Below are 22232 nucleotides of genomic sequence, written 5' to 3'. Positions count from 1 at the left end.
ACTTCACGGGGGTGAAGCGGGGCGGATGATCAAATCTTTCAGGCCAAGCCTGCGACTAAAGCCCAGTATCCTGACGCTGTTCGTGCTGCTGACGGTTCCCGTGCTTGCCGCGATCATCGCGCTGAACTACGTCTCGAACGACCGTATCGCGCGAATCAAGGGCCAGGAGCTGGTCGAGCGTTTCCGTGGCGATGCGATCAACAGCATCCGCGACGTCTTCGATCCGATCAAGTCGATGATCCGGGCGGCCGCCGTCGTCGGCGACGAGGAGACGGACTTCTACGCCGACAATCGCTCGATCAAGTACTTCTACGCGATCCTTCAACACAGCCCGAAGATCGTCAGCGTTTATGTCGGGCTGTCCGACGGCTCCTTCCGACAGGCACGCCGCATCGACCCGAAGGTGCCGATCAACGATGCGCTGCCGCCGCCGGGGACGCAATTCGCCTATCGCTGGATCGAGCGCAAGGGGAGCGAGAAGCCAATCGACCGCTACCTGTTCCTCGACGCCAACGGCCAGAGGCTCGGCGTCTCGTCCGGCGTGACAGCCTACGATCCTCGCAACCGCATGTGGTTCCGCGACACCGTCGAGTCGGGCGGCCTGTTCATCACGGACCCCGATGTCTTCGCGACTTTAGGGCTGATCGGGTTCACGGTCGGCCAATCGTTCTCGAGAGACGGCGCGGTAAAGGGTGTTGTCGCGGCCGACATAACGCTCGAGGGACTGTCGGAATACATCTCCGAGCACAAGATCAGCCCCAACGCGCTGAGCTACGTGCTGGACCAGCAGGGTCGCGTACTCTCTGCATCGGACCTGTCAAAAACCTACACGAGCGAGAAGGGCCGGGTCGACCTGCGCCATATCAGCCAGCTCGACAACGAGCTGCCGGCGATCGCCTACGGGGCGCATCCGCGCAGCAGCGGCGCGACATTCTATGCTTTCCACTATAGCGGTCGCGAGTACTTTGCCAGCCTCAGCACGCTGCCGCCCGACTTCGGCAAGAAATGGCAGCTCTTCATCATCACCCCGATCGCCGATTTCACCGGTGCCTTCGACCGCAACAACCAGTATCTGCTTGCGCTCGGCCTGGCAGCGACGATCCTGGCGCTCGTCATCATCTACGTCATGGCTGGCGCGGTCTCCGCACCGCTCGAACGGCTGGCCGCCAAGGTCGGCAAAATTCAGGAGTTGCATCCCGAGCCGCTGCCCGTCGTGCACAGCCCGGTCCGCGAGATCGCCGTGCTGTCCCGCGCGATCGACACGCTCGACGTTGCGGTAAAGTCGTTTGCCGCCTTTGTACCGATGGGACTGGTCAAGGAGCTGCTCGCTACCGACCAGAAGATGGAGCTCGGCGGGCACAGCCGGTTCCTCACCATCTTCTTCTCCGACATCGCAGGCTTCTCGACGCTGTCGGAGGAGCTGCCGACCCAGACTCTGCTGCTGCGTGTCTCTCGCCACCTCGAGCTGGTCACCCGCTCGGTCAACGACGAACATGGCACGATCGACAAGTTCATCGGCGACGGCGTGATGGCTTTCTGGGGCGCGCCGGGCCTGCTCGAGGACCATGCCTGGCGCGCCTGCGTCGCCGCCCTGCGAATCCAGCGCGGCATGGACGTACTCAACGATTCGTGGCGGGCCGAGGGTGCGCGGCCGCTGCAGGTGCGCATCGGCATTCACTCCGACGCCGTGCTGGTCGGCAACATCGGCTCGCTGCAGCGCATGAGCTACACCGTGATGGGCGATGGCGTGAACATTGCGGCGCGCCTGGAAGGCATCAACAAGGAATTCCGCACCGGAATCTGCATCAGCCATGCCGTCTTCAAGGAGGCCGGCGAGCGGCTCTGTGTGCGGCCGATCGACGAGGTCGCTGTGAAAGGTCGCCGTGGGCTGATCCCGATCTACGAGTTGCTGGGCGCCTATGGCGCAGGCGAGGAGCTGGAGCCGAGCCCGTCCGTGCTGCGCCTTGCCACTCTGACGCGCCTGGCGCATGAAGCGATCATCCGTGAGGACAGAAATCTGGCAGGCGAGCGTTATCGTGCCGTGCTGAACGAGTTCCCCGACGATCCCGTGGCCTCGGTGATGTTGAAGCGTTTGGCGGAGCCATGACGGGCGCTTCCGAAGCGGGCCCACCGATCGTCCCGGTGCTCCGTCCCAGTGAATATACGGCTGCCCTGATCCAGGCTCTTCAGGCCAGCCGCGACCGTGTGCGCGGCGCACGTGTGCTCGAGATCGGCTCGGGCAGCGGCATCGTGCTGGCGGCGCTCGGCGCCATGGGGGCCGCGGCCCTGTGCGGAGTAGACATCGAGCCTGATGCGGTTTCGGCGGGTCGCCGCCTGCTGGGCGAGTGCGGCCTCGGCACGATGGCCGAATTCCACCGCGGCGACATGTGGTTGCCGGTGGCGGGCCGTCGCTTCGACCTGATCGTTGCCAACCTGCCGCACTTTCCGATGGAGCCGGTACCGGTCGCCGGTCGCCTTTCGACCTGGAGTTCGGGCGGCGCCGACGGCCGCTGGTTGCTCGATCCCTTCCTCGAAGGCCTGTCCGTCCATCTCGCGCCCGGCGGAAGGGCCGTCCTTTCTCACAACGCCTTCGTCGGTCTCGATCGTTCCCGCGACATTGCCCATGATCACGGCTTGTCGCTCCGCATCGTTCTGACCGTGCTGGTCTATATCGCCGAACAGAAGCTCGCTCGCATGACGCCGGATGTGCTGCGTGCCGAAGAAGGACGGTCGCTTCATCGTCATGGCCCTTATACATTCGGCGAAATGCATATCGTCGAGATTGGCGCGGCGGCGGGATGAGGCGGCCGTTTCTGAACGGTCTCTGGATCGGCTTGCTGACTCTGTTGGTTGCGGTCGCGTCCTCGCGGGCCGAGACGCCCGACGCGGCGCTCGCCGAGCTCTTGAAGGAGGTGCGGGCCGATTGTACCCAGCCGTCCGACCGGCTGACGCGCGTCTTGTGCGGCGGCCGCATACGCGCCGGCGTGCGGGATTATTATCCCCTGTTCGGCACGCGCGAGGGCCTGGTCCGCGAAGGCTACGAACCCGACGTCGCCCGCGCCATCGCTGGGCGCCTGGGTGTTGAAGTCGACTTCGTCCGCGTCAACGCCGCGAGCCGCATTCCCTTGCTGGCTGAGGACCGGATCGACCTCACCATCGCGACCATGGGTCACAACACCCAGCGCGACGGCCAGGTCCGGTTCGTTCGGCCGCATTATTATCAATCGGAAAGCGTGCTGGTCGCCGCGAAGGTGCTGCCGATCCGAAACTGGCAGGATGTCGCCGCCCGCACAATCTGCGTCACCGTGGGCAACGGCTCCAATGCCGAGCTGGTTTCGCACAATGCGCGGCTGATGCTTTTCGACGAGGCGGGCGTCCTGCCCGACCGGCTGAAGGACGAGACCTGCGCCCTGGCCGCTCAGGACGACAGCTTCTTCGCCTTCTATTTCACCGACCCGGCCTTTGCTGCCCAGTTCGAGCAGAAGATGGGCTTTGCCCAGGTGCCGTGGGGCATGGCGGTGGCACGGACCGGTAGCGACAAGCTTGCCCGCGCGCTCGACCTGTTGAGCCAGATCTTCCACCGCGACGGCGTGTTCCTCGAGATCGCGCGCAAGAATCGCATCGGCACCGCCTTCCTCGAGCATCAGAGGAGCGTCTGGCAGCGTCCCGACTGCAACACGGCAATCGGCAGCACGAATGGTGCCTGCGTGCTGCCGGCGCTCAACGCGGCGCTGCAGCCGACGCCGTTCGCGGACCGCGTGAATGCGGTCGAGGAGTGGTTCGAGAGGGATCTTGGCCTCGACCTCACCTTGCCGATGCTGAAGACGGTGCCGGCCCTGTCGCTGTTCCTGAACGGCGTCGTCAATTCGCTGATCCTGATCGCCGGCGCGCTCACGGCGACGCTCGGCTTCGCGATCGCCTTCGGCTTCGCGCTGGGCTCGGAATGGCGGCTGCTGCGTTGGCCGGCGCGCCTGGTCACCGTGACCCTGCAATCCTCGCCGATCGTGCTCACCCTGGTGATCGCCGCGGCCTTCGCCAATGCGATCGTTCCCTATTCGTCCGCGGTGGCGCTCGCCGCCGCGATCCTGGCGCTCGGCCTCAGCAATGGCAGCAACGCCGGCCAGGCGGTGTCGGAGGCGGTGGTCAGCCTGCATCACGAGGGCCACTCGTCGGGGATGAGCCTATTCGTCCGCGCGCTCGGCCGCTCGGCCACTTCGATCGTGTCGTTCTTGGTCAATGCCGCCAAGGGCACCCCGATCGCGAGCTTCATCGGGGCGCCCGAGCTCCTGAGCGCGCTGACCGACATTACCTCGTTTTCGAGCGGCCGGGTGACGACCTATTGCCTGTTGCTGGTCTTCTACACTGTCGTGGTGATGGTCGTTGTCTGGCTGTGCAACAAGCTCAGGGACTGGCTCGAACGCGGCGAGGCCCGGGCATGAACGTGCTGCTGCGCGATCTGTGGATCGACTTCGTGCCGACGCTGCTGTCCGCCATGGTCACGAACTTCGAGATCTCCTTCATCGCGCTCGTGCTCGGCCTGCTGCTCGGCCTGCCGCTCGCGGTCTTGCGCGACCGAGGTGGCATGGTGGGCGCCGGCCTTTCGGCGACGATCATTTCGCTGATGCGTGCGGCGCCGACCTTCGTGGTGATGTTCTTCCTGCTGAACGTCGTGCGCGACATCAGCCTGTTCGGCGTCAAGCTCGCTATGTCGGGCGTCATGACGGTGGCGGTATCCCTGGTGCCCTATTCGGCGGCCTACGCGGCCGATGCCGGCGTCGAGGCACTGCGCCAGCTCCGCCGCCGCTCGCCGCTCGGGGCCCTGCTGTTCCTGCCCAACATCACCCGCGCCTTCTTCGTCATCGTGATGTCGTCGGGCGCGGCGGCGGCGATCGGCGTGCCCGAAGGCATTTCGATCATCCTGCGCGAGGCCGCGGTGCTGCCCACGCTCGGCGACCGTCTGATCGTCTTCGCCACCGGTATCGTGCTGTTCGGCGTCCCGCTCCAGCTCGGCCTCGCCTTCATGCGCTGGCTGCAGCGAGAGCTCGGCCGGCGCATGATGCCCGCATGAGGATCCCATGAAGTTCGAGAGTCCCTCCCGGCGCGACGCGCTGCTCGGCGTGGCGCTGTCGGTGCTTGCGCCGCACGCGCAGGCACAATCGTTTCCGACCAGGCCGGTCAGGCTCGCTGTGCCCTATTTGCCGGGCGGCGGCCCGCCGGTGGCCAATGTCGCGGCCGGCTATGCGCCATTTCATTTTGGCAACATGTCGGCGGCGCTGCCGCAAGTGCGCGCCGGCCACGATCGCGTGGCTTCACGCCGAGATGGCGAAGATCATGCGGATGGACGACATCGGGGCGAAGTTCGCCGATCTCGGCGCCGACGCGATCGGCTCGACGCCGCAGGAGTTGGCCACCTTATCTGGTGGGACGAACACCTTGTCTATTGCCACCCGTCGAGACGGCCCTTCGGGCCTTCAGGGTGAGGGAATCGGTGAACCATGCACTATCACTCCATCTTCCGTCCCGGCCTGTTCGAGGACCAGACGATCATCGTCACCGGTGGCGGCTCGGGCCTCGGCCGCTGTACCGCGCATGAACTGAAATCGCTCGGCGCCCGGCTTGCGCTGGTCGGCCGCACGCAGGAGAAGCTCGATCGCGTGAAGGAAGAGCTTGCCGATCCAGACGCCTTCACCTTCGCCGCCGACCTGCGCGAGGAAGACCAGGTGAAGGCCGCGGTCGACGGCGTGATCAAATGGGGCGGGCGGATCGATGGGCTGGTGAACAATGCCGGCGGCCAGTTTCCGGCGCCTCTCAGGGACATCTCGCTCAACGGTTGGAATGCGGTGATCCGCAATAACATGACGGCGACCTTCCTGATGTCGAAGGAAGTCTATCTGCGCTCGATGGAGCGGCACGGCGGCGCGATCGTGAATGTCGGCGCCGATTTCGAGCTCGGCATGCCCGGCATGGGCCATAACGGTGCAGCGCGCGCAGGCCAGACCAATTTCACCTACACCGCATCGGTCGAATGGGCTCACTCCGGCGTGCGCGTGAACTCGGTGATCCCGGGCTTCATCGCCTCGTCAGGCCTCGATCGTTACCCCGAGCGTGCGCACGATGTGCTGCGCAACGTGAAGGGCAAGGTGCCGCTGAAGCGCCACGGCACGGAGTCCGAGATCGCCGGCGCCATCGTCTATCTGCTGAGTCCGGCCGCGGCCTACGTCACCGGCATCGGGCTCAGGGTCGACGGCGGCCTGCACAACAACGCCAAGTCGAACTTCTACGAAGTGCCGGACCACGAGCGCTCCAAGCCGTTCAACGGCTTTCCGCTGTATCGTGTGCCCGATGTGTTGAAGAAGTAGTTTCTGCTGGGACGCGCGCCACTGGAATGTCGCGCGCCCAGCAAAAAATGCTTCGCCTCAGGGCAGGATCGCTTCGGCCTCGATCTCGACCTTCGCGTTGGGATCGATCAGAGCCGAGACCTGCACCAGGGTCATCGCCGGAAAGTGCCGGCCGAGCGTGGCGCCCCAGGCCGCGCCGATCGCCGCTCCGGCCGCATTGAACTCGGCGATGTCGGTGACGTAGGCTCGCAAGGCTACCAGGTGCGTGGGCTGGCCGCCGGCGGCCTTCAGGACCGCCACGACGTTGGAGAGCGCCACCTTCCATTGCGTGCCGGCGTCCGTGCCCGCAGGAATATGGGCCTGGCTGGGCTCGCGGCCGATCTGGCCCGCGATGCGCACGCTCCTCGTGCCGGTCGCGACGACTGCATGCGAGAAGCCGCGCGGGCGCGTCCAGCATTCGGGCAGGATGGGTGTGTAGGCGATATCAGACGTGGTCATGGCCGGGTGTCTCCCTTAGGCTGCAGCTCGCTTATCATAATGGAGGAACGATGCTTTTCAGCCGATTCATCGCCGTGTTGGGCGTTGCCTGTCTGGCGTCGTTCTCAGCTCACGCGCAGACCGCCAAAGCGCCGCTGAAAGATGCCGCCGGCAAGGAGGTCGGCACCGTCGATCTGATCCAGACACCGCATGGCGTGCTGCTCAAGATGTCGTTGAAAGGCATTCCTGCGGGTGAGCATGCCTTCCACGTCCATGCCGTTGGAAAGTGCGAGCCGCCTTTCACCACCGCAGGAGGGCATTTCAACCCGCACGGCAAGAAGCACGGCATGGAGGCGGCCGAAGGCGCCCATGCCGGCGACATGCCGAACCTGCACGTCCCGGCCAACGGCGAACTGGTCATCGAGATCGCCAATCCCGCCATCTCGCTGGTCAAGGGCCAGCCCAATTCGGTGTTCGACGCTGACGGCTCGGCGATCGTCATCCATGCCAAGGCCGACGACTACAAGAGCGACCCGGCCGGCAATGCCGGCGACCGCATCGCCTGCGGCGTCATCGCGGAGTGACGGTCGCGGTCGAGACGCATCCGCTCATAGCTTTCATCCCATGAGAATGGGGAGGAAAGTGTTCGTCACGTTCGGTCCTGGCTCACGAGCTTCGCGCAGCGGAGGGCGAACAGCAGCGCGACCGCGCCGAGGCCTGCCGCCAGCCCGAGCCAGATCCCGGCGGCACCCATTCCCAGCGTGAACGCGAGGAGCGCGCCGAGGGGCAGGCCGACGACCCAGCCGCCGACAAGCCCGATGATCATGGGGACGGTCGTGTCGTGCAGTCCGCGCAGGACTCCCAGGCCGATGAACTGCAATCCATCCGCGATGACGAAGACGGCGCCGATGGCGAGCAGGGCGAGGCCAGCCTCCACGACGTGCGCGTTGGACGGATCGCCGACGCTGATGAAGATCGCGAGAAGAGGGCGCGGGTATACGAGGAGCGCGATGGCTGCGGCCGCCATCATGACAGTGGTCACGAGGTAGGCCGCAAGGCTCGCGCGCACCATGCCTTGCCGGCTTGCGGCGCCAAAGGCCTGCCCGACCAGGACGGTCGCGGCCTGGCTGAGGCCGACCGAGATCGTCGTCAGCATGTTCATGATCTGCAGGTTGATCACATGCGCCGCCAGGGCTTCCGCCCCGAGCCAACCCATCATGTTCGAGGCGGCATAGAAGATGGAGGAATCGAGCACCTGCGTGATGCCCATCGGCAAACCCAGACGCCAGAAGGCGGTCATCCCGGAGCGGCCGGGAAAGCGCATATCGGTGTGGAGACTGTAGTGTCGTAGTTGCTTGTGAAGGATCGCCACGCCAAGGAGCGCACCGAACATGAATAAGTTGGTGAGCGTCGTGGCAAGGCCGGCGCCGGCGAGGCCGAGCGCCGGCAGGCCCCACCATCCGAAGATGAGCGCTCCGGCCGCTGCGGCATTGAAGGCAACGCCGAGCACGGCCACGAGGAGAGTCCACGTTGGCCTCTCCAGCGCGGCGAAAAAGCTTCGCAGCGCGACGTATCCGAGGAAGGGCGCCATGCCCCATTGCAGTGCGCGCATCATCTCGATCGATCGATCGGCGAGTGCCGGCGGTTGCCCCAGGACGGCGAACACGCTCTCGGCATGCCAGAGCAGCACCCAGCAGGGCAGGCAGAACAGTGCCACCGACCACAGGCCTTGTCGCATGACGTCACGAAATGCCGCCGCCGAGTTCTCTTGCTTGCCTCGCAGCTTCGACAGCATCGGCATCGTCGCCGTCACGACGCCGAGCCCGAACATGGTGACAACCTGGTAGAGCGCCACGGTCATGGCTGCCGCGGCAAGATCCTCTGCGCCGAGTGCACCAAGATAGATCAGGTCTGTCGTAGTGATCGCCAGCTGGGCGAAAGTCGTCAGCGACAGTGGAATCGCGAGGCGAAGAAGGAGCCTGCTCTCTCTCGCCAGACGCAAATCCATTGACGGTCCTTTCACCGGCCTGTGATGCATCCGGGACGGCGTGGGTCCAGTATGTAGATCATGCGGCGCACCTGGACCTGGCATTTCGACCTGCCGCCAGACCGGCTGTGGCCGGTTCTCGCGGACACCAGTCGCTTCAACGAGGCGATGGGCCTGCCGCCTTATGTCCTGGAGGAGACGCCGCAGCCCAACGGCACCGTGCTGCGCCGCGGCAGCGGCAAGGCGGCTGGTTTCGCCCTCGCCTGGGAGGAGAAGCCCTACGAGTGGATCGCGAACCGTCACTTCCGCCAGGCCCGCCTCTTCACCAAGGGACCATTCCGCCGCTTCGGGCCGGTGTTCGACATCGAGCCGGCGGGTAGCGGAAGCAAGGTGAGCTATGCGCTCGAATGGGAGCCGCTCACCTTCGTCGGGCGGTTGTTCGGCAGGAAGCTCGCGGAACAGGCAGGAACCGCGGTCGAGAAGCGCGTGTTGCAGGCCGTGGCCTTCGCGAGCGGCGAGCGGCCGACGATGTTCGACATGCCGGCGCCCGAGCTGCCGCCTGGTGCGCGCGAGCGGGCGGCGGCGCTCGCCACGACGATCGACAGCAGCCCTTATGGCAATGGCCTCGGCAAACGGCTCAGCGACTATGTGCTGGGCGGCATGGCGAGCGATCTCGCGCACCTCAAGCCCAAGCTGCTGGCGAGGGAGTTCGGCGTCGCGCAGCGATCCGCCATCGAGGCGTGCCTCGCCGCGGTGAGCGCGGGCCTGCTGTCGATGCAATGGGATCTGCTGTGCACCAACTGCCGTGGGCCCAAGCTCAGCGCCGTGTCGCTCGCCGAGCTGCCGCGCGGCGCGCATTGCCCGTCGTGCAACATCGACTACGACCGCGACTTCGAGCGCAATGTCGAGCTCGCCTTCACGCCGGCACCGGCGATCCGGCCGCTGATGGCCGGCGGCTATTGCCTGAGCGGTCCGATGGCGACGCCGCATGTGCCGGTCCAGCTCCTGCTGGCGCCGGGCGAGCGGCGTACGATCGACATCGCGTTGCCGCCGGGGCGCTACCGGATGCGCACCCTGCATCCCGGCGCGGTCGCCGACATCGACCATGACGGCGGCGCTTTTCCCGGCCTGCGCGCGACGGCGACCGGCGTCGAGGCGACGGCCGCGGGCGAGGCGGGCAGGATCAGCTTTGGCAACGACGCGGATTTCGAGCTCGCTGCGCTGATCGAGGACCGGACCTGGACGCGCGACGTGCTGACCGCGACCGAGGTGATCTCGCTGCAGGTCTTCCGTGACCTCTTCGCCGAGGCGACGCTGCGGCCCGGCGACGACGCGGCGGTCGGGCAGATCGCGCTGCTGTTTACCGACCTGCGCGGCTCGACGGCGCTCTACGAGCGGGTCGGCGACGCGGTGGCCTTCAACATCGTGCGCGAGCACTTCGCCTTCCTGGGCTCGATCGTGCGCGATCACAACGGCGCGGTGGTCAAGACGATCGGCGATGCGGTGATGGCCTCGTTCGGCGATCCGGCCGACGCGGTGCGGGCGGCGCTCGCCATGCAGGCGCGCATCGCGGAGTTCAACCGCGCCAACGCCGCCGAACGCGCGCTTGCGATCAAGCTCGGCATCCATGTCGGCAGCAGCGTCATGGTGAGCCTGAACGACCGGCTCGATTACTTCGGCTCGACCGTGAATATGGCCGCCCGCCTGCAGGGCCAGAGCACGGGCGGCGATATCGTGCTGAGCCGCGCCGTTGCCGACGATCCCGCCGTGAAGCCGCTGCTCGAGTCCGTCCCGACGCGCGACGAGAGCGTGTCGCTGAAAGGCTTCGACCGGCCTGTCGGATTCGTTCGCGTGCTGCCACGCGAATCGTGACCTTCAAGGAACCTTCTCAAGCTCTTCCGGACCGCGAGCATCCTGCTCGCTCATGAGCATGAGCGAGCAGGATGCTTGCGGTCCGGAAGAGAAGACATTCCGACTCACGTGCCGAAATGCGCCGCCATCACGGCCGCCGCTTCGTCGTTGGCCTTCAATCCCTGCTTCAGGAACCGGGTCAGCGAGAAGAAGCCGTGGATGGTGCCCGGATAGTTCACATAGGTTGTCTTCACGCCGGCATCGATCAGGCGGTTGGCATAGGCGCGGCCCTCGTCGCGCAGCGGGTCGAAGCCGGCGGTCAGCACGAAGGCGGGCGGCAGGCCGGTGACGTCGGGGGCGAGCAGCGGTGACAGGCGGAGGTCGGCGAGGTCGGTGCCGGCCGGGATATAGGCCTTCCAGAACCAGTCGATCAGCTCTTGCGTCAGGAAATAGCCGTCGCCGAAAAGCTTGTGCGATTCGCTCTGCCGCCGCGAGTCGGTCGCGGGATAGATCAGCATCTGGAAAGCAGGCATTCCCTCGCCGTTCTGCTTGCAGGCTTGGCAAACCACGGCCGAGATCGCTCCACCCGCCGAATCGCCGCCCACGGCGATGCGCTTCGAATCGGTACCGAACGCCTCGGCGTTGTCGCGGATATGGCGGAAGGCCGCGAGCGCGTCGTCGGTCGAAGCGGGGAAGGGGTGCTCGGGCGCCAACCGATAATCGATCGAGATCACCTGGCAGCGGCTCCTGTTTGCCAGCCTCCGGCACGTCGAGTCGTGCGTCTCGATGTTGCCGATCACGAAGCCGCCGCCGTGATAGTAGATCAGCGTCGGCAGCGAACCGGGCTCGACGCCGAGCGGGCGATAGCGGCGGTAGCGGATTGCGCCGCCGGGACCGGCGAGGCTGCCGTCGACCGTTTCACCGACCTCGGGCGGATCAGCCTCGCTGTCCTCCGACATCTTGTCGACGGCAGCGCGGCCCTTGTCGTAGGGCATCGTCTGCAGCTTGGGCCGTCCCTCCTTGGCGGCCTGGTCCATCAGGTCGAGCAGGAAGCGGGCTTCGGCATCGAGCATGTCGGTCTCCGGATCAGTCGAACAGGTAGTGGTAGGCGAACAGGGCGGGCGCACCGCCGGCATGCGCGAATTGGCGGCTTCGCTCGGGACGACGGGGACGGTGGGCGGTCACTCGAGCTTGACCTTGGCGAAACGGACGACCTCGCTCCACTTCGCGCTCTCGGCGGCGAGGAACCTGGTGAGTTCCTCCGGCGTGCCGCCGACCACGACACCGCCGACGGCGGCATAGGCGTCGACGACCTCCTTGCTGTGCAAGGTCGCGACGGCGGCGGCATGGATCTTCTGGCGTACGGCGGGCGGCGCCTCGCCCGGCGAGATCAGCGCGTACCAGTTGTCTGAATTGACCTTGGGCAGGCCGAGCTCGCGCATGGTCGGAACGTCGGGCAGCAGGGGTGCACGGGTGTCGGAGGTCACCGCCAGCGCCTTGACTGCGCCGGAGCGGATGTGCGCCAGCGAGACGGTGATGTCGAGCAGCGTCGAGTCGACCGTGCCCGAGATCAGGTCGTTGGTCGCAGGCGCCGCGCCGCGATAGGGCACATGCAGGATGTCGATGCCGGCCTCGTGCTTCAGCAACTCGATGGCGAGATGGGTGATGCCTCCGGTGCCGGCCGAGCCGCAGGTCAGCTTGCCGGGCTTGGCCTTGGCGGCGGAGAGGAAGCCGGCGAAATCGGTGATGCCCAGCTTGGCATTCACCACCAGGATTTCCTGCACACGCACCATCAATGTGATGGGCGCGATGTCCTTGGCCGGGTCGTAGGGCATCCTGGGCATGAGATGCTGCATGATGGCGCCGGCCGAAGCGCTCATCATGCCCATGACATGGCCATCGCTGCCCGACTTGGCGACGAAGTCGACGCCGGTGACCCCGGCCGCGCCGCTCTTGTTCTCGACCAGGACCGATTGACCGATGCGGGCCGCCATGCCTTGAGCAAGGTGGCGGCCGAAGACGTCGGACGGGCCGCCGGCGGGAAATGGAACCACCAGGGTCATCGGCTTGGTCGGAAAGGCCGCCTGAGCGCGGGCCTGCCCCGCAGACAAGGCTGCGAGGCCGCCCAACGCGGCGCGTCGGCTGATGGACATTGTTTCCTCCGGTTCGTTGACCGGAGCTTGCCGCGCCTAGAACTCGACGTCGAGTTCCTCGACTTCCTCGGGTTCGGACTTGGCCGCGTTGGTCCATTCCAGCATCGGTGCCCAGCGCAGAATCAGGTCACGATAGGCCGCCGAAGCCGGATCGAGCTTCACGTCGTAGGTGGCGAAGCGGGTGCAGACCGGAGCGTACATCGCATCGGCCATCGTCGGGGTCGCGCCGAACAGGTAGGGGCCCTTGTATTGCTGCAGGCACTCGCGCCAGATCGAGGTCACCCGCTCGATGTCGGCCTGGGCGCCGGCCCAGACCTTGAAACCCTCATGCCGGGCCTTGAGGTTCATGGGCAGGGCCGAGCGCAGGTTGGCGAAGCCCGAATGCATCTCGCCGCACACCGCGCGGCAATGCGAGCGGGCGGCAACGTCGGCCGGCAGCAGACCGGCCTGGGGCTTGATCTCGTTCAGATACTCCGCGATCGCGAGCGTGTCCCAGACCTTGACCGGGCCATGCTCCAGACAGGGCACCAGGAAGGACGGCGACAGCAGCAGCAATTCCGCCCGCGTCGCCGGATCGTCGAGCGGCGCCAGTCGCTCGGCGAAATCGATCCCGGCCATTTTGCACAGCAACCAGCCGCGAAGGGACCAAGAGGAATAGTTCTTGCTACTGATCGTAAGAGAAGCCTCGGCCATGACGGCGGGGAAGCAAAAACCGAGCCGATTGCCCCCTTATGCTCTACGCCCTGTACCAGACCACCGCCGACGTGATGTTGCCCATGCGAATCTGGGCTGCGGTGGCAGGCCAGGGGTTTGCATTGGGCGGGGAAGCGAGTGCCGAACGATGGCGCGCGGCCAGCGCGCTGTGCGAGATGATGAGTCGGGCGGCGCTCAGCCACCGCCGGCCATCCTTCGGCATCGACGAGGTGAAATGCGGCAACCAGCTCGTGCCGGTGCATGAAGAAGAGGCTCTTGCGATGCCGTTCGGCACGCTTTTGCGCTTCGCCAAGGAAGGCGTGGGCCCCCAGCCGCGGGTTCTGCTGGTGGCGCCGCTCAGCGGTCATTTTGCGACCCTGCTGCGCGACACGGTGCGGGTGCTGCTGCCTGAACACGACGTCTACATCACCGACTGGGCCAATGCGCGCGATGTCGGCATGTGGAATGGCCGCTTCGGCTTCGACGAATACATCGAGCACCTGATCACCTTCCTCGAAGCGATGGGGCCGGGTGCGCACGTTGTGGCGGTGTGCCAGCCCTGCGTCCAGGCGCTGGCCGCGGCGGCGATCATGGCCGAGGACGACAATCCGGCGCAGCCACGCAGCCTGACCCTGATGGCCGGACCGATCGACACGCGGGTCAACCCGACCAAGGTCAACGATCTCGCCACCGGCAAGCCCATCTCGTGGTTCGAGCAGAACCTGATCAGCCGGGTGCCGTTGCGCTATCCGGGCGCGACACGGCGGGTCTATCCCGGCTTCCTGCAGCTCACAGCCTTCATGAGCATGAACGCTGAGAGGCACATAAAGGCGCAGGTGGACCTCTACAAGGCACTGTCCAAGGGCGAGACCGAGCAGGCCAAGACCATCAAGGACTTCTACGACGAATATTTCGCCGTCCTGGACATGACCGCGGAGTTCTACCTCGAGACGGTCGAGCGGGTGTTCCAGACTTATTTGCTGGCCAAGAACGAGCTCGACTGGAAGGGCCGGCGGGTCAATCCCAGGGCGATCCGGCGCACGGCGCTGTTCACCATCGAGGGCGAGCGGGACGACATCTGTTCCATCGGCCAGACCGTGGCGGCGCACGATCTTTGTTCCAGCCTTCGGCCCTACCGCAAGAAACACTATATGCAGGCCGGCGTCGGCCACTATGGCGTCTTCGCCGGGCGCCGCTGGGCCGGCCAGATCTATCCCTTGGTGCGGAACACGATACTCGCCAACGATTAGCGGGGCTGTTTTCGCTTCCCCGAGCGTTTATTGTTGGCTCCCCCAATGCCGGTTGTCATGCCGAGCGTAGCGAGGCACCTTCGAGGCGATGAGCCAGGATCCGCGCTGCGCTCTGGATGACAATGACGCGTCAATGACAGCAAGCGATTGAACATGGCCGATTTCCCGAAGAAGACCCTCGCCGACTGGGAGAAGCTTGCCGCCAAGGAGTTGCGCGACAAGCCCCTCGCTGCCCTCGACTGGACCACGCCCGAAGGGATCGTGGTCAAGCCGCTCTACACGGCGGCCGATCTCGAGAACCTGGAGACGGTCGGCACGGTGCCGGGCTTTCCCCCCTTCACGCGCGGCCCCAAGGCGACGATGTATGCCGGCCGGCCCTGGACGGTCCGTCAATATGCCGGCTTCTCGACCGCCGAGGAGAGCAACAAGTTCTATCGCGCCAACCTTGCGGCCGGCCAGATGGGCCTGTCGGTGGCGTTCGATCTCGCCACTCACCGCGGTTACGACTCAGATCACCCGCGTGTGGTGGGTGATGTCGGCAAGGCGGGCGTCGCGATCGATTCGGTCGAGGACATGAAGATCCTGTTCGACGGCATCCCGCTCGACAAGATGACCGTGTCCATGACCATGAATGGCGCCGTGCTGCCGGTGCTGGCGGGCTACATCGTGGCGGCCGAGGAGCAAGGCGTGCCGCAGGAGAAGCTGGGCGGCACGATCCAGAACGACATTCTCAAGGAGTTCATGGTCCGGAACACCTACATCTATCCGCCCGGACCCAGCATGCGCATCGTGGCCGACATCATCGAGCACACGGCCAAGTTCATGCCGAAGTTCAATTCGATCTCGATCTCCGGCTATCACATGCAGGAGGCCGGCGCGACGCTGGTGCAGGAGCTCGCCTTCACGCTCGCCGATGGTCTCGAGTATGTGCGCGCAGCCAAGGCCAAGGGCCTCGACATCGACGCCTTCGCGCCGCGCCTGTCGTTCTTCTTCTGCATCGGCATGAACTTCTTCATGGAGGTGGCGAAGCTGCGCGCCGCGCGCTTCCTGTGGGCCGAGCTGATCCAGCCGTTCGAGCCCAAGAAGGCCGATTCGCTGTCGTTGCGCACCCATTGCCAGACCTCGGGCGTGTCGCTCACCGAGAAGGACCCGTACAACAACGTCATCCGCACCGCCTACGAGGCGATGGCGGCGGTGCTGGGCGGCACGCAGTCGCTGCACACCAACAGCTTCGACGAGGCGATCGCGCTGCCGACGCCGACCTCGGCGCGCATCGCACGCAATACGCAGCTCATCCTTCAGCACGAGACGGGTGTCACCAAGGTCGTCGATCCGCTGGCCGGCAGCTACTACGTCGAATCGCTGACCGCGAGCCTGATCGCCGAGGCACGCAAGCTGATCGCGGAGGTCGAGGCGTTGGGCGGCATGACCAAGGCGGTCGAGGCCGGCATGCCCAAGATGCGCATCGAGGAGGCCTCGGCCCGCCGCCAGGCGCGCATCGACCGCGGCGAGGAGATCGTGGTCGGCGTGAACAAGTTCCAGCTCAAGGAAGAGGCGCCGATCGAGATCCTCGATGTCGACAACGACATGGTGCGCGAATCCCAGGTCACGCGCCTCACCAACATCCGCAAGACCCGTGACGAGGCCAAGTGCGTCGCCGCGCTGAAGGTGCTGGGCGAGGCGGCCCGCAACGGCACCGGCAACCTGCTGTCGCTGGCGATCGAGGCGACGCGGGCGCGTGCCACGGTGGGCGAGATCTCCTCGGCGCTGGAAGGCGTCTATGGCCGCTATCAGGCAACCATCCGCTCGATCTCCGGCGTCTATGCCGCCGAGTGGGAGGGCGATGAAGGGTTGGAGCGCATCCGCACCGACATCGCCGGTTTCGCCGAGGAAGAGGGCCGCCGGCCGCGTCTGATGGTCGTCAAGATGGGCCAGGACGGCCACGACCGCGGCGCCAAGGTGATCGCCACCGCCTTCGCCGACCTCGGCTTCGACGTCGATATCGGGCCGCTGTTCCAGACGCCGCAGGAAGCCGCCCGCGCGGCGATCGAGAACGACGTGCATGTGATCGGCGTGTCGAGCCAGGCTGCCGGCCATAAGACGCTGGTGCCCCAACTGATCGAGGAGCTGGCCCGGCAGGGTGGGTCGGAAGTGTTGGTCGTGGTCGGCGGCGTGATCCCGGCGCAGGACTACGACTTCCTGAAGAAGGCGGGGGTCGCGGCGATCTACGGACCAGGCACCAACATCCCTGCGGCGGCGGCCGAGATCCTCTCGATCCTGCGCCAGAAGAACCACAAGCGCGCGGCTTGAGCCGGGCGTGCGTCATGCTCTTCCGGACCGCGAGCCTCTGGCTCGCTCATGATCATGAGCGAGCCAGAGGCTCGCGGTCCGGAAGAATATGATCCGCCCCAGCGGTACTTACTTCATCGTCTCGCTGAACTTGATTAGCCGGCCACGGATCGTGCCGAAGCCGGTGATGGCCTCGAGCTTGACGGGATAGCGGAACTGCGAGTTGTCGAGCCGCGCCAGCCAGATCCTTATCGGCCGCTCGCGCTCGGTCTCGGCTTCCTTGGGCGCGTCGAAGAATTCGCCGGCGATGCGCTTGGTGTAGATCTCGCAGACCAGCATGTCGCTCTTGGCTTGCGGTATGCCGGAGGTCGCGGCCGGCTCGATGCCGACCTTCTTCAGGATGACGTCGATCCGCCGCTTGCCGTCATTGGACGGCACGGTGCGGTCGCACGCCGCGTCGCCGGCCAAGCCAACCGACATCGCGGCCGACAGCGGATCGAGCGAACCCAATCGTTGGTCCTCTGGAATGGTCTGGTCAGGTTGAGGCTTCCACTCCGGATTGTGCTGCTCCTGAAGCGAGCCGCCCGGCCCATATTGCACAAGCCATGTTCGCGGCTTGCCGCCGACCACGATCGAGAGTGAGCCGCCGCTGGGCAGGACGCCTTGCGGCGAAAATCCGCCCCACGCCCGATTCTGGCCATCGTACTGGATGGTGAGCGCGCGCATCATGCCTTCCTTGAAGGTATGGCTGCGCATGTCGTAGCGGTTGCCGGTAAGGGTGCCGCTGAAATCGATACGAAAGCCCGTGAAGCCCAGAAAAGTGATGTCGTAGCTGATCTCGACCTGACGGGTTTGCTGGGCCAATGCGATGCTGGGTGCGGTGCAGCATATCAAGAATCCCAGCAAGGCCCTACGAAAACTCATGAAATCGATCTCCATTGGGGGACTTACGTTGGGCTGGCCGGCACGATAGAAGGCCCACGCCCCCCACGTCACCTGTCATCAGTGCCCCGAACGGCCTTTCTCATGTCGCCTCCGGTCAACGACCGCCCTCCTGCCATCAGTCTCGAGCGCTCGAGCGCCGCGCTGACAACCCTTGGCCGCCATTTGTGGCCAAAGGGCGAATGGAACCTGCGCGCCCGTGTTGTCGTGGCCGGCGTGCTGCTGGTTCTGGCCAAGGTGACAAACGTCTACGTCCCGATCCTCTACAAGGACGCGGTCGACATGCTGGGCGACAAGGCCCAGGTCGTGGCGGTGCCGATCGCCTTGATCGTGGCCTACGGTTTCGCCCGGGTGCTGGCCCAGGCCTTCGGCGAGGTGCGCGACGCGATCTTCTCGCCGGTGGCGCAGCGTGCGATTCGCAATCTTGCTCTCGAGGTCTTCGACCATCTGCATGCACTGAGCCTGCGTTTTCATCTGGAGCGCCAAACCGGGGGGCTGAGCCGGGTCATCGAGCGCGGCACCCAGGGGATGGACTTCCTGATTCGTTTCACGACCTTCAACATCATCCCGACGCTGATCGAGATCGCGCTGGTCGGCGGTATCCTCTGGCATCTTTATGATTGGCGCTTCACGGCGGTGACCCTGGGCATCATCACCCTCTACATCGTCTTTTCGGTGGTTCTCTCGGAATGGCGCATCAAATTCGTGCGCTCCATGAACGATGCCGACACCGAGGCGAACGCCAAGGCGATCGACAGCCTGCTCAACTACGAAACGGTGAAGTACTTCGGCAACGAGGCCCACGAGGCTCGGCGCTACGACATCGGGCGGCGGCGCTACGAGACCGCTGCCATCCGCTCCGCGCGAACCCTGTCGCTGCTCAATGTCGGCCAAGGCGCAATAATCGCGCTCGGCCTCGTCTCGGTCATGGCGATGGCCGGCTCGGGCGTGGTCGACGGCACCATGACGCTCGGCGACTTCGTGGCGGTGAACACCTTCCTGATCCAGCTCTACATGCCGCTCAATATGCTGGGCTTCGCCTATCGCGAGATCCGCAGCGCACTGGTGAACATGGAAATGATGTTCGGCCTGCTCAGGATACCAGGCGAGATTGCGGACAAGCCCGGCGCACCGGCGCTCAGCGTGCACGGCGGCGAAATCGTGTTCGACCATGTCGACTTCCATTACGAGAAGGCGCGGCCGATCCTGCACGATGTCAGCTTCCGCGTCGCGCCGGGCAATACCGTGGCGATCGTCGGCTCGAGCGGCGCCGGCAAGTCGACCGTGTCGCGCATTCTTTTCCGCTTCTACGACGTGGCCGGCGGCAGTGTGCGGATCGATGGCCAGGACATCCGCGACGTCACACAGAAGAGCCTTCGCGCCGCGATCGGCGTGGTGCCGCAGGACACCGTGCTGTTCAACGACACGATCTTCTACAACATCTGCTACGGCCGGCCCGACTGCACCCGCGAGGAGGTCGAGCAGGCCGCGCGCCTGGCGCGCATCCACGACTTCATCATGGCCCTGCCGTTGGGCTACGAGACGACCGTCGGCGAGCGCGGCCTGAAGCTCTCGGGCGGGGAGAAGCAGCGGGTGGCGATCGCGCGCACCATCCTGAAGAACCCGCACATCCTGCTGTTCGACGAGGCGACAAGCGCGCTCGACACGCGCACCGAGCAGGAGATCCAGCGCTCGCTGGAGGAGGTGAGCCGTGGCCGCACCACCGTGGTGATCGCCCATCGCTTGTCGACCATCATCAATGCCGACGAGATCGTCGTGCTCGATCGCGGCCGCGTCGCCGAGCGTGGCCGGCATGGCGAGCTGCTGGCGAAGAACGGCCTCTATGCCGACATGTGGCGCCGCCAGCAGGAAGCGGCGGCTGCAGCCGAACGCAAGGTCGAGGTGCCCGAGCCGCCGTCCTTCCGCGCGGAGGGACATCTCCGTGTCGCCGAGTAGCGGAACCGTCACCAATCCCTGGCGCACGCTCCTGCCGGTCTTCGCTGCCTGCGCCGCGATCGGGCTACAGGCCGGCATCGGCATGCCGCTGGTGCCGCTGGCCCTCGAGCAACAGGGCCACGACAAGCTCACCATCGGCATCGTCTCCGCCGCCTGGCCTGTCGGCATGCTCGCCTTCGGCACGCGCATCCCGCAGCTCGCGTCGCGCTTGGGCGCAGTCCCGGCGATCATCGGCTCGGTGGTCGCCGGCGCGCTGCTCAGCGTGGCCTACACCGTCACCTCCGGTCCGGTGGCGTGGGCGATCCTGAGTTTCCTGCACGGCATCGTCGGCGGCGTGCCGTGGGTGGTGAGCGAGATCTGGATGAACGTCGTCGCGGAGGAGAAGCACCGCGGCCGGGTCATGGGCCTCTATGCCGCGATGGTGGCGCTTGGCATGGCGCTGGGACCGGTGGTGCTCCAGGTGGTCGGCGTCTACGGGCCTTTGCCGTTCCTGACCGGCGCAGTCCTGTCCCTGCTGGTGGCGGTCCCGTTGCTACCCTATTGGCACACGGCGCCCCGTATCCGGATCGATGCGAAGAGCGGCTTCGCGGCCGTTATCGTGGTGGCGCCGCTCGCCTTGTTCACCGCCTTCGCCTGCGGGCTGGGCGAGCAGGTCGCCTTCAGCTTCCTGCCGGTCTATGCCGTCGGTGCCGGCGTGTCGGCGGAGACGGGCACGCTCTGGCTATCGGCCTTCGTGATGGGCAACGTCCTGCTGCAATGGCCGATCGGCTGGCTGGCCGATCACGCCGACCGGAGGATCGTGTTGGCCGGCTGCACTCTGGCCAGCACCCTCCTGATGCTGGCGCTGCCGCTGGTACCTGCACAGTCGCCCGGCGTCATCGCCGTGGTGATGCTGTGGGGCGGCATCTCCTTCGCGATCTATCCGGTCGGGCTGGCGCTGCTCGGCCAGCGCTTTCGCGGCGGCGACATGGCCCGCGCAAACACGGCCTACAGCCTGATCTACGTCCTGGGCGGGCTGGTCGGCCGGCCGCTGACGGGCGCAGCCATGGACGAGTTCGGCGATCCCGGCCTCGGCTGGACGCTGGCGGTGTTCTACCTCGCAGCCTGCGTTGCCGCGGTCGTCGCCTGGCGCCGTACCCAGACGTGACGACGGCGGTCGGCTGGCGGCCTTTGCTGCCGATCTACCTCACCTGCCTGGGGTATGGCGTCCTGGCAGGGACTGGGATGCCGCTGATTCCGTTGGCGCTCGAGCATCGCGGTGTGGACACCATTACCATCGGCCTGATCGAGGCGGTGTGGGGCATCGGCATGATCGCCACGGCGCATCGCATTCCGGCGATCGCTGCGCGTCTGGGTGCGGTGAGGCTGGTGCTCGTGGCCCTCCTGTGCGGCGCGACCCTGGATGTGACCTTCGCCTTCACCGAGAACCTCGCGCTGTGGTTCGTGCTAAGCTTTCTGTCCGGCATGGTGAGCGGCGTGCCGTGGGTGGTCAGCGAGATCTGGATCAATATCGTGGTCGACGAACGCCAGCGCGGCCGGGCGACCGCGCTCTATTCGGCGATCATGGCGATCGGCCTGGCGATGGGACCGCTGGCGCTCCAGGTCGTTGGTGTCTACGGCCCGCAGCCGTTTCTCACCTGTGCCGCCTTCGCACTCCTGGTGGCGCTGCCCCTGCTCCTCGTCCACGAAGCGCCGGCGATCGCCCCGGACTCCGAAGGCGGGTTTAGCAAGATCGTTCTGATGGTGCCGGCTCTCCTGATCTGCGCCCTGGCCTGCGGGTTGGGCGAGCAGGCGGCGTTCTCCTTCCTGCCGATCTACGGGCTGAAGGCGGGCGTCCCGGCGGAGACCGCCGTGCTGTGGCTGTCGGCCTTCGTGATCGGCAACATCGCGCTGCAATGGCCGATCGGCTGGGTGGCGGACCACGTCGACCGGCGCGTGGTGCTGGCGACTTGTGCGCTGGCGAGCGCCGGGCTCACCGCGGCGCTGCCGGCCATCGATCCGCATTCGCAGGCGATCCTGGTCGTGCTGGTGCTGTGGGGAGGCATCTCCTTCGCGATCTATGCGGTCGGGCTGGCGCTGCTCGGACAGCGCTTCAAGGGTGGCGACATCGCGCGCGCGAACGCCGCACTCACCAGCATCTACACGTTCGGCGGCATGGTCGGGCCGCCGATCGCCGGCAGTGCATTGGAGCTGCTCGGCCGGCCAGGCTTCGGCTTGTCGCTTGCGGTCGTCTATGGGTTCGCGGGCATCGGCGCCTTGCTGGCATTGCGCCGGCCCGGCTGATATTGCTGCGGGC

The 22232-nt window shown here is 66.0% G+C and carries 19 protein-coding genes; 13 read left to right on the top strand and 6 right to left on the bottom strand.

What is annotated here, in order from left to right:
- The first annotated feature begins 25 nt into the window (after positions 1–25).
- The 6 genes from ACQY8M_RS38245 to ACQY8M_RS38220 are packed head-to-tail and all read left to right on the top strand — an operon-like array spanning position 26 to position 6359.
- On the top strand, positions 26–2107 hold the full coding sequence (locus tag ACQY8M_RS38245; protein WP_428667793.1) for an adenylate/guanylate cyclase domain-containing protein: 2082 nt from the start codon (positions 26–28) through the stop codon (positions 2105–2107).
- Positions 2104–2802 carry a methyltransferase domain-containing protein gene (locus ACQY8M_RS38240; protein ID WP_428667791.1) on the top strand — a complete coding sequence of 233 codons (699 nt, stop codon included), beginning with the start codon at positions 2104–2106 and terminating at the stop codon, positions 2800–2802. The genes ACQY8M_RS38245 and ACQY8M_RS38240 overlap by 4 nt, the downstream gene beginning before the upstream one ends.
- Positions 2799–4439, top strand: a complete 1641-nt coding sequence (locus tag ACQY8M_RS38235) for a transporter substrate-binding domain-containing protein (protein ID WP_428667789.1) — start codon at positions 2799–2801, stop codon at positions 4437–4439. Before ACQY8M_RS38240 ends, ACQY8M_RS38235 begins: the two co-directional genes overlap by 4 nt.
- Positions 4436–5068: a hypothetical protein gene (locus tag ACQY8M_RS38230; protein WP_428667787.1), complete on the top strand. Its 633-nt coding sequence runs from the start codon at positions 4436–4438 to the stop codon at positions 5066–5068. The genes ACQY8M_RS38235 and ACQY8M_RS38230 overlap by 4 nt, the downstream gene beginning before the upstream one ends.
- 7 nt (positions 5069–5075) lie before the next feature.
- Positions 5076–5480, top strand: coding sequence for a hypothetical protein (locus tag ACQY8M_RS38225; protein ID WP_428667785.1), 405 nt, complete (start codon positions 5076–5078; stop codon positions 5478–5480).
- 15 nt (positions 5481–5495) lie between these two features.
- Positions 5496–6359 carry an SDR family oxidoreductase gene (locus ACQY8M_RS38220; RefSeq protein ID WP_428667783.1) on the top strand — a complete coding sequence of 288 codons (864 nt, stop codon included), beginning with the start codon at positions 5496–5498 and terminating at the stop codon, positions 6357–6359.
- 57 nt (positions 6360–6416) lie between these two features.
- On the opposite strand, the gene ACQY8M_RS38215 is transcribed toward ACQY8M_RS38220, so the two are convergent.
- Positions 6417–6836: a RidA family protein gene (locus ACQY8M_RS38215; RefSeq protein WP_428667781.1), complete on the bottom strand. Its 420-nt coding sequence runs from the start codon at positions 6834–6836 to the stop codon at positions 6417–6419.
- A 50-nt stretch (positions 6837–6886) separates the two neighbouring features.
- Here ACQY8M_RS38215 and ACQY8M_RS38210 point away from each other — a divergent pair, with 50 nt between their 5' ends.
- Entirely contained in the window at positions 6887–7399 is a 513-nt protein-coding gene (locus ACQY8M_RS38210; protein WP_428667779.1) for a superoxide dismutase family protein, read from the top strand.
- Positions 7400–7464: 65 nt separating this feature from the next.
- Here the strand turns inward: ACQY8M_RS38210 and ACQY8M_RS38205 are convergent, their stop codons facing one another.
- Entirely contained in the window at positions 7465–8823 is a 1359-nt protein-coding gene (locus ACQY8M_RS38205; RefSeq protein ID WP_428667777.1) for an MATE family efflux transporter, read from the bottom strand.
- Between the two features lie 60 nt (positions 8824–8883).
- Between ACQY8M_RS38205 and ACQY8M_RS38200 the strand changes: the two genes are divergently transcribed.
- Positions 8884–10674: an adenylate/guanylate cyclase domain-containing protein gene (locus tag ACQY8M_RS38200; RefSeq protein WP_428667775.1), complete on the top strand. Its 1791-nt coding sequence runs from the start codon at positions 8884–8886 to the stop codon at positions 10672–10674.
- Between the two features lie 104 nt (positions 10675–10778).
- Here the strand turns inward: ACQY8M_RS38200 and ACQY8M_RS38195 are convergent, their stop codons facing one another.
- The 3 genes from ACQY8M_RS38195 to ACQY8M_RS38185 all read right to left on the bottom strand — a co-directional run bounded on the left by ACQY8M_RS38195 (position 10779) and on the right by ACQY8M_RS38185 (position 13499).
- Positions 10779–11726, bottom strand: a complete 948-nt coding sequence (locus ACQY8M_RS38195; protein WP_428667773.1) for an alpha/beta hydrolase — start codon at positions 11724–11726, stop codon at positions 10779–10781.
- A gap of 108 nt (positions 11727–11834) precedes the next feature.
- The gene (locus ACQY8M_RS38190; protein WP_428667771.1) at positions 11835–12806 is read right to left on the bottom strand and encodes a Bug family tripartite tricarboxylate transporter substrate binding protein; all 972 of its coding nucleotides are present in this window, start codon (positions 12804–12806) and stop codon (positions 11835–11837) included.
- A gap of 36 nt (positions 12807–12842) precedes the next feature.
- Positions 12843–13499, bottom strand: coding sequence for a glutathione S-transferase family protein (locus ACQY8M_RS38185; RefSeq protein WP_428667769.1), 657 nt, complete (start codon positions 13497–13499; stop codon positions 12843–12845).
- 38 nt (positions 13500–13537) lie between these two features.
- Between ACQY8M_RS38185 and ACQY8M_RS38180 the strand changes: the two genes are divergently transcribed.
- Together ACQY8M_RS38180 and scpA are read left to right on the top strand one after the other, a co-directional pair.
- Positions 13538–14749: a polyhydroxyalkanoate depolymerase gene (locus ACQY8M_RS38180; protein WP_428667767.1), complete on the top strand. Its 1212-nt coding sequence runs from the start codon at positions 13538–13540 to the stop codon at positions 14747–14749.
- 153 nt (positions 14750–14902) lie between these two features.
- Positions 14903–17059: a methylmalonyl-CoA mutase gene (scpA, locus tag ACQY8M_RS38175; RefSeq protein WP_428667765.1), complete on the top strand. Its 2157-nt coding sequence runs from the start codon at positions 14903–14905 to the stop codon at positions 17057–17059.
- Positions 17060–17167: 108 nt separating this feature from the next.
- Here scpA and ACQY8M_RS38170 read toward each other — a convergent pair whose 3' ends face one another.
- Positions 17168–17962, bottom strand: a complete 795-nt coding sequence (locus ACQY8M_RS38170) for a DUF3108 domain-containing protein (protein WP_428667763.1) — start codon at positions 17960–17962, stop codon at positions 17168–17170.
- A 102-nt stretch (positions 17963–18064) separates the two neighbouring features.
- Here ACQY8M_RS38170 and ACQY8M_RS38165 point away from each other — a divergent pair, with 102 nt between their 5' ends.
- The 3 genes from ACQY8M_RS38165 to ACQY8M_RS38155 are packed head-to-tail and all read left to right on the top strand — an operon-like array spanning position 18065 to position 22219.
- Positions 18065–19936 (top strand): ABCB family ABC transporter ATP-binding protein/permease, encoded by a 1872-nt coding sequence (locus ACQY8M_RS38165; protein ID WP_428667761.1) that lies wholly within the window; start codon positions 18065–18067, stop codon positions 19934–19936.
- On the top strand, positions 19923–21083 hold the full coding sequence (locus ACQY8M_RS38160) for an MFS transporter (protein WP_428667759.1): 1161 nt from the start codon (positions 19923–19925) through the stop codon (positions 21081–21083). The genes ACQY8M_RS38165 and ACQY8M_RS38160 overlap by 14 nt, the downstream gene beginning before the upstream one ends.
- Complete coding sequence (locus ACQY8M_RS38155; RefSeq protein ID WP_428667757.1) at positions 21080–22219, top strand: MFS transporter; 1140 nt, start codon at positions 21080–21082, stop codon at positions 22217–22219. Before ACQY8M_RS38160 ends, ACQY8M_RS38155 begins: the two co-directional genes overlap by 4 nt.
- Positions 22220–22232: the final 13 nt, after the last annotated feature.

Source organism: Reyranella sp., assembly GCF_965279465.1.
GTDB lineage: Bacteria > Pseudomonadota > Alphaproteobacteria > Reyranellales > Reyranellaceae > Reyranella.
This window is presented reverse-complemented; position numbering and strand designations above follow the sequence as displayed.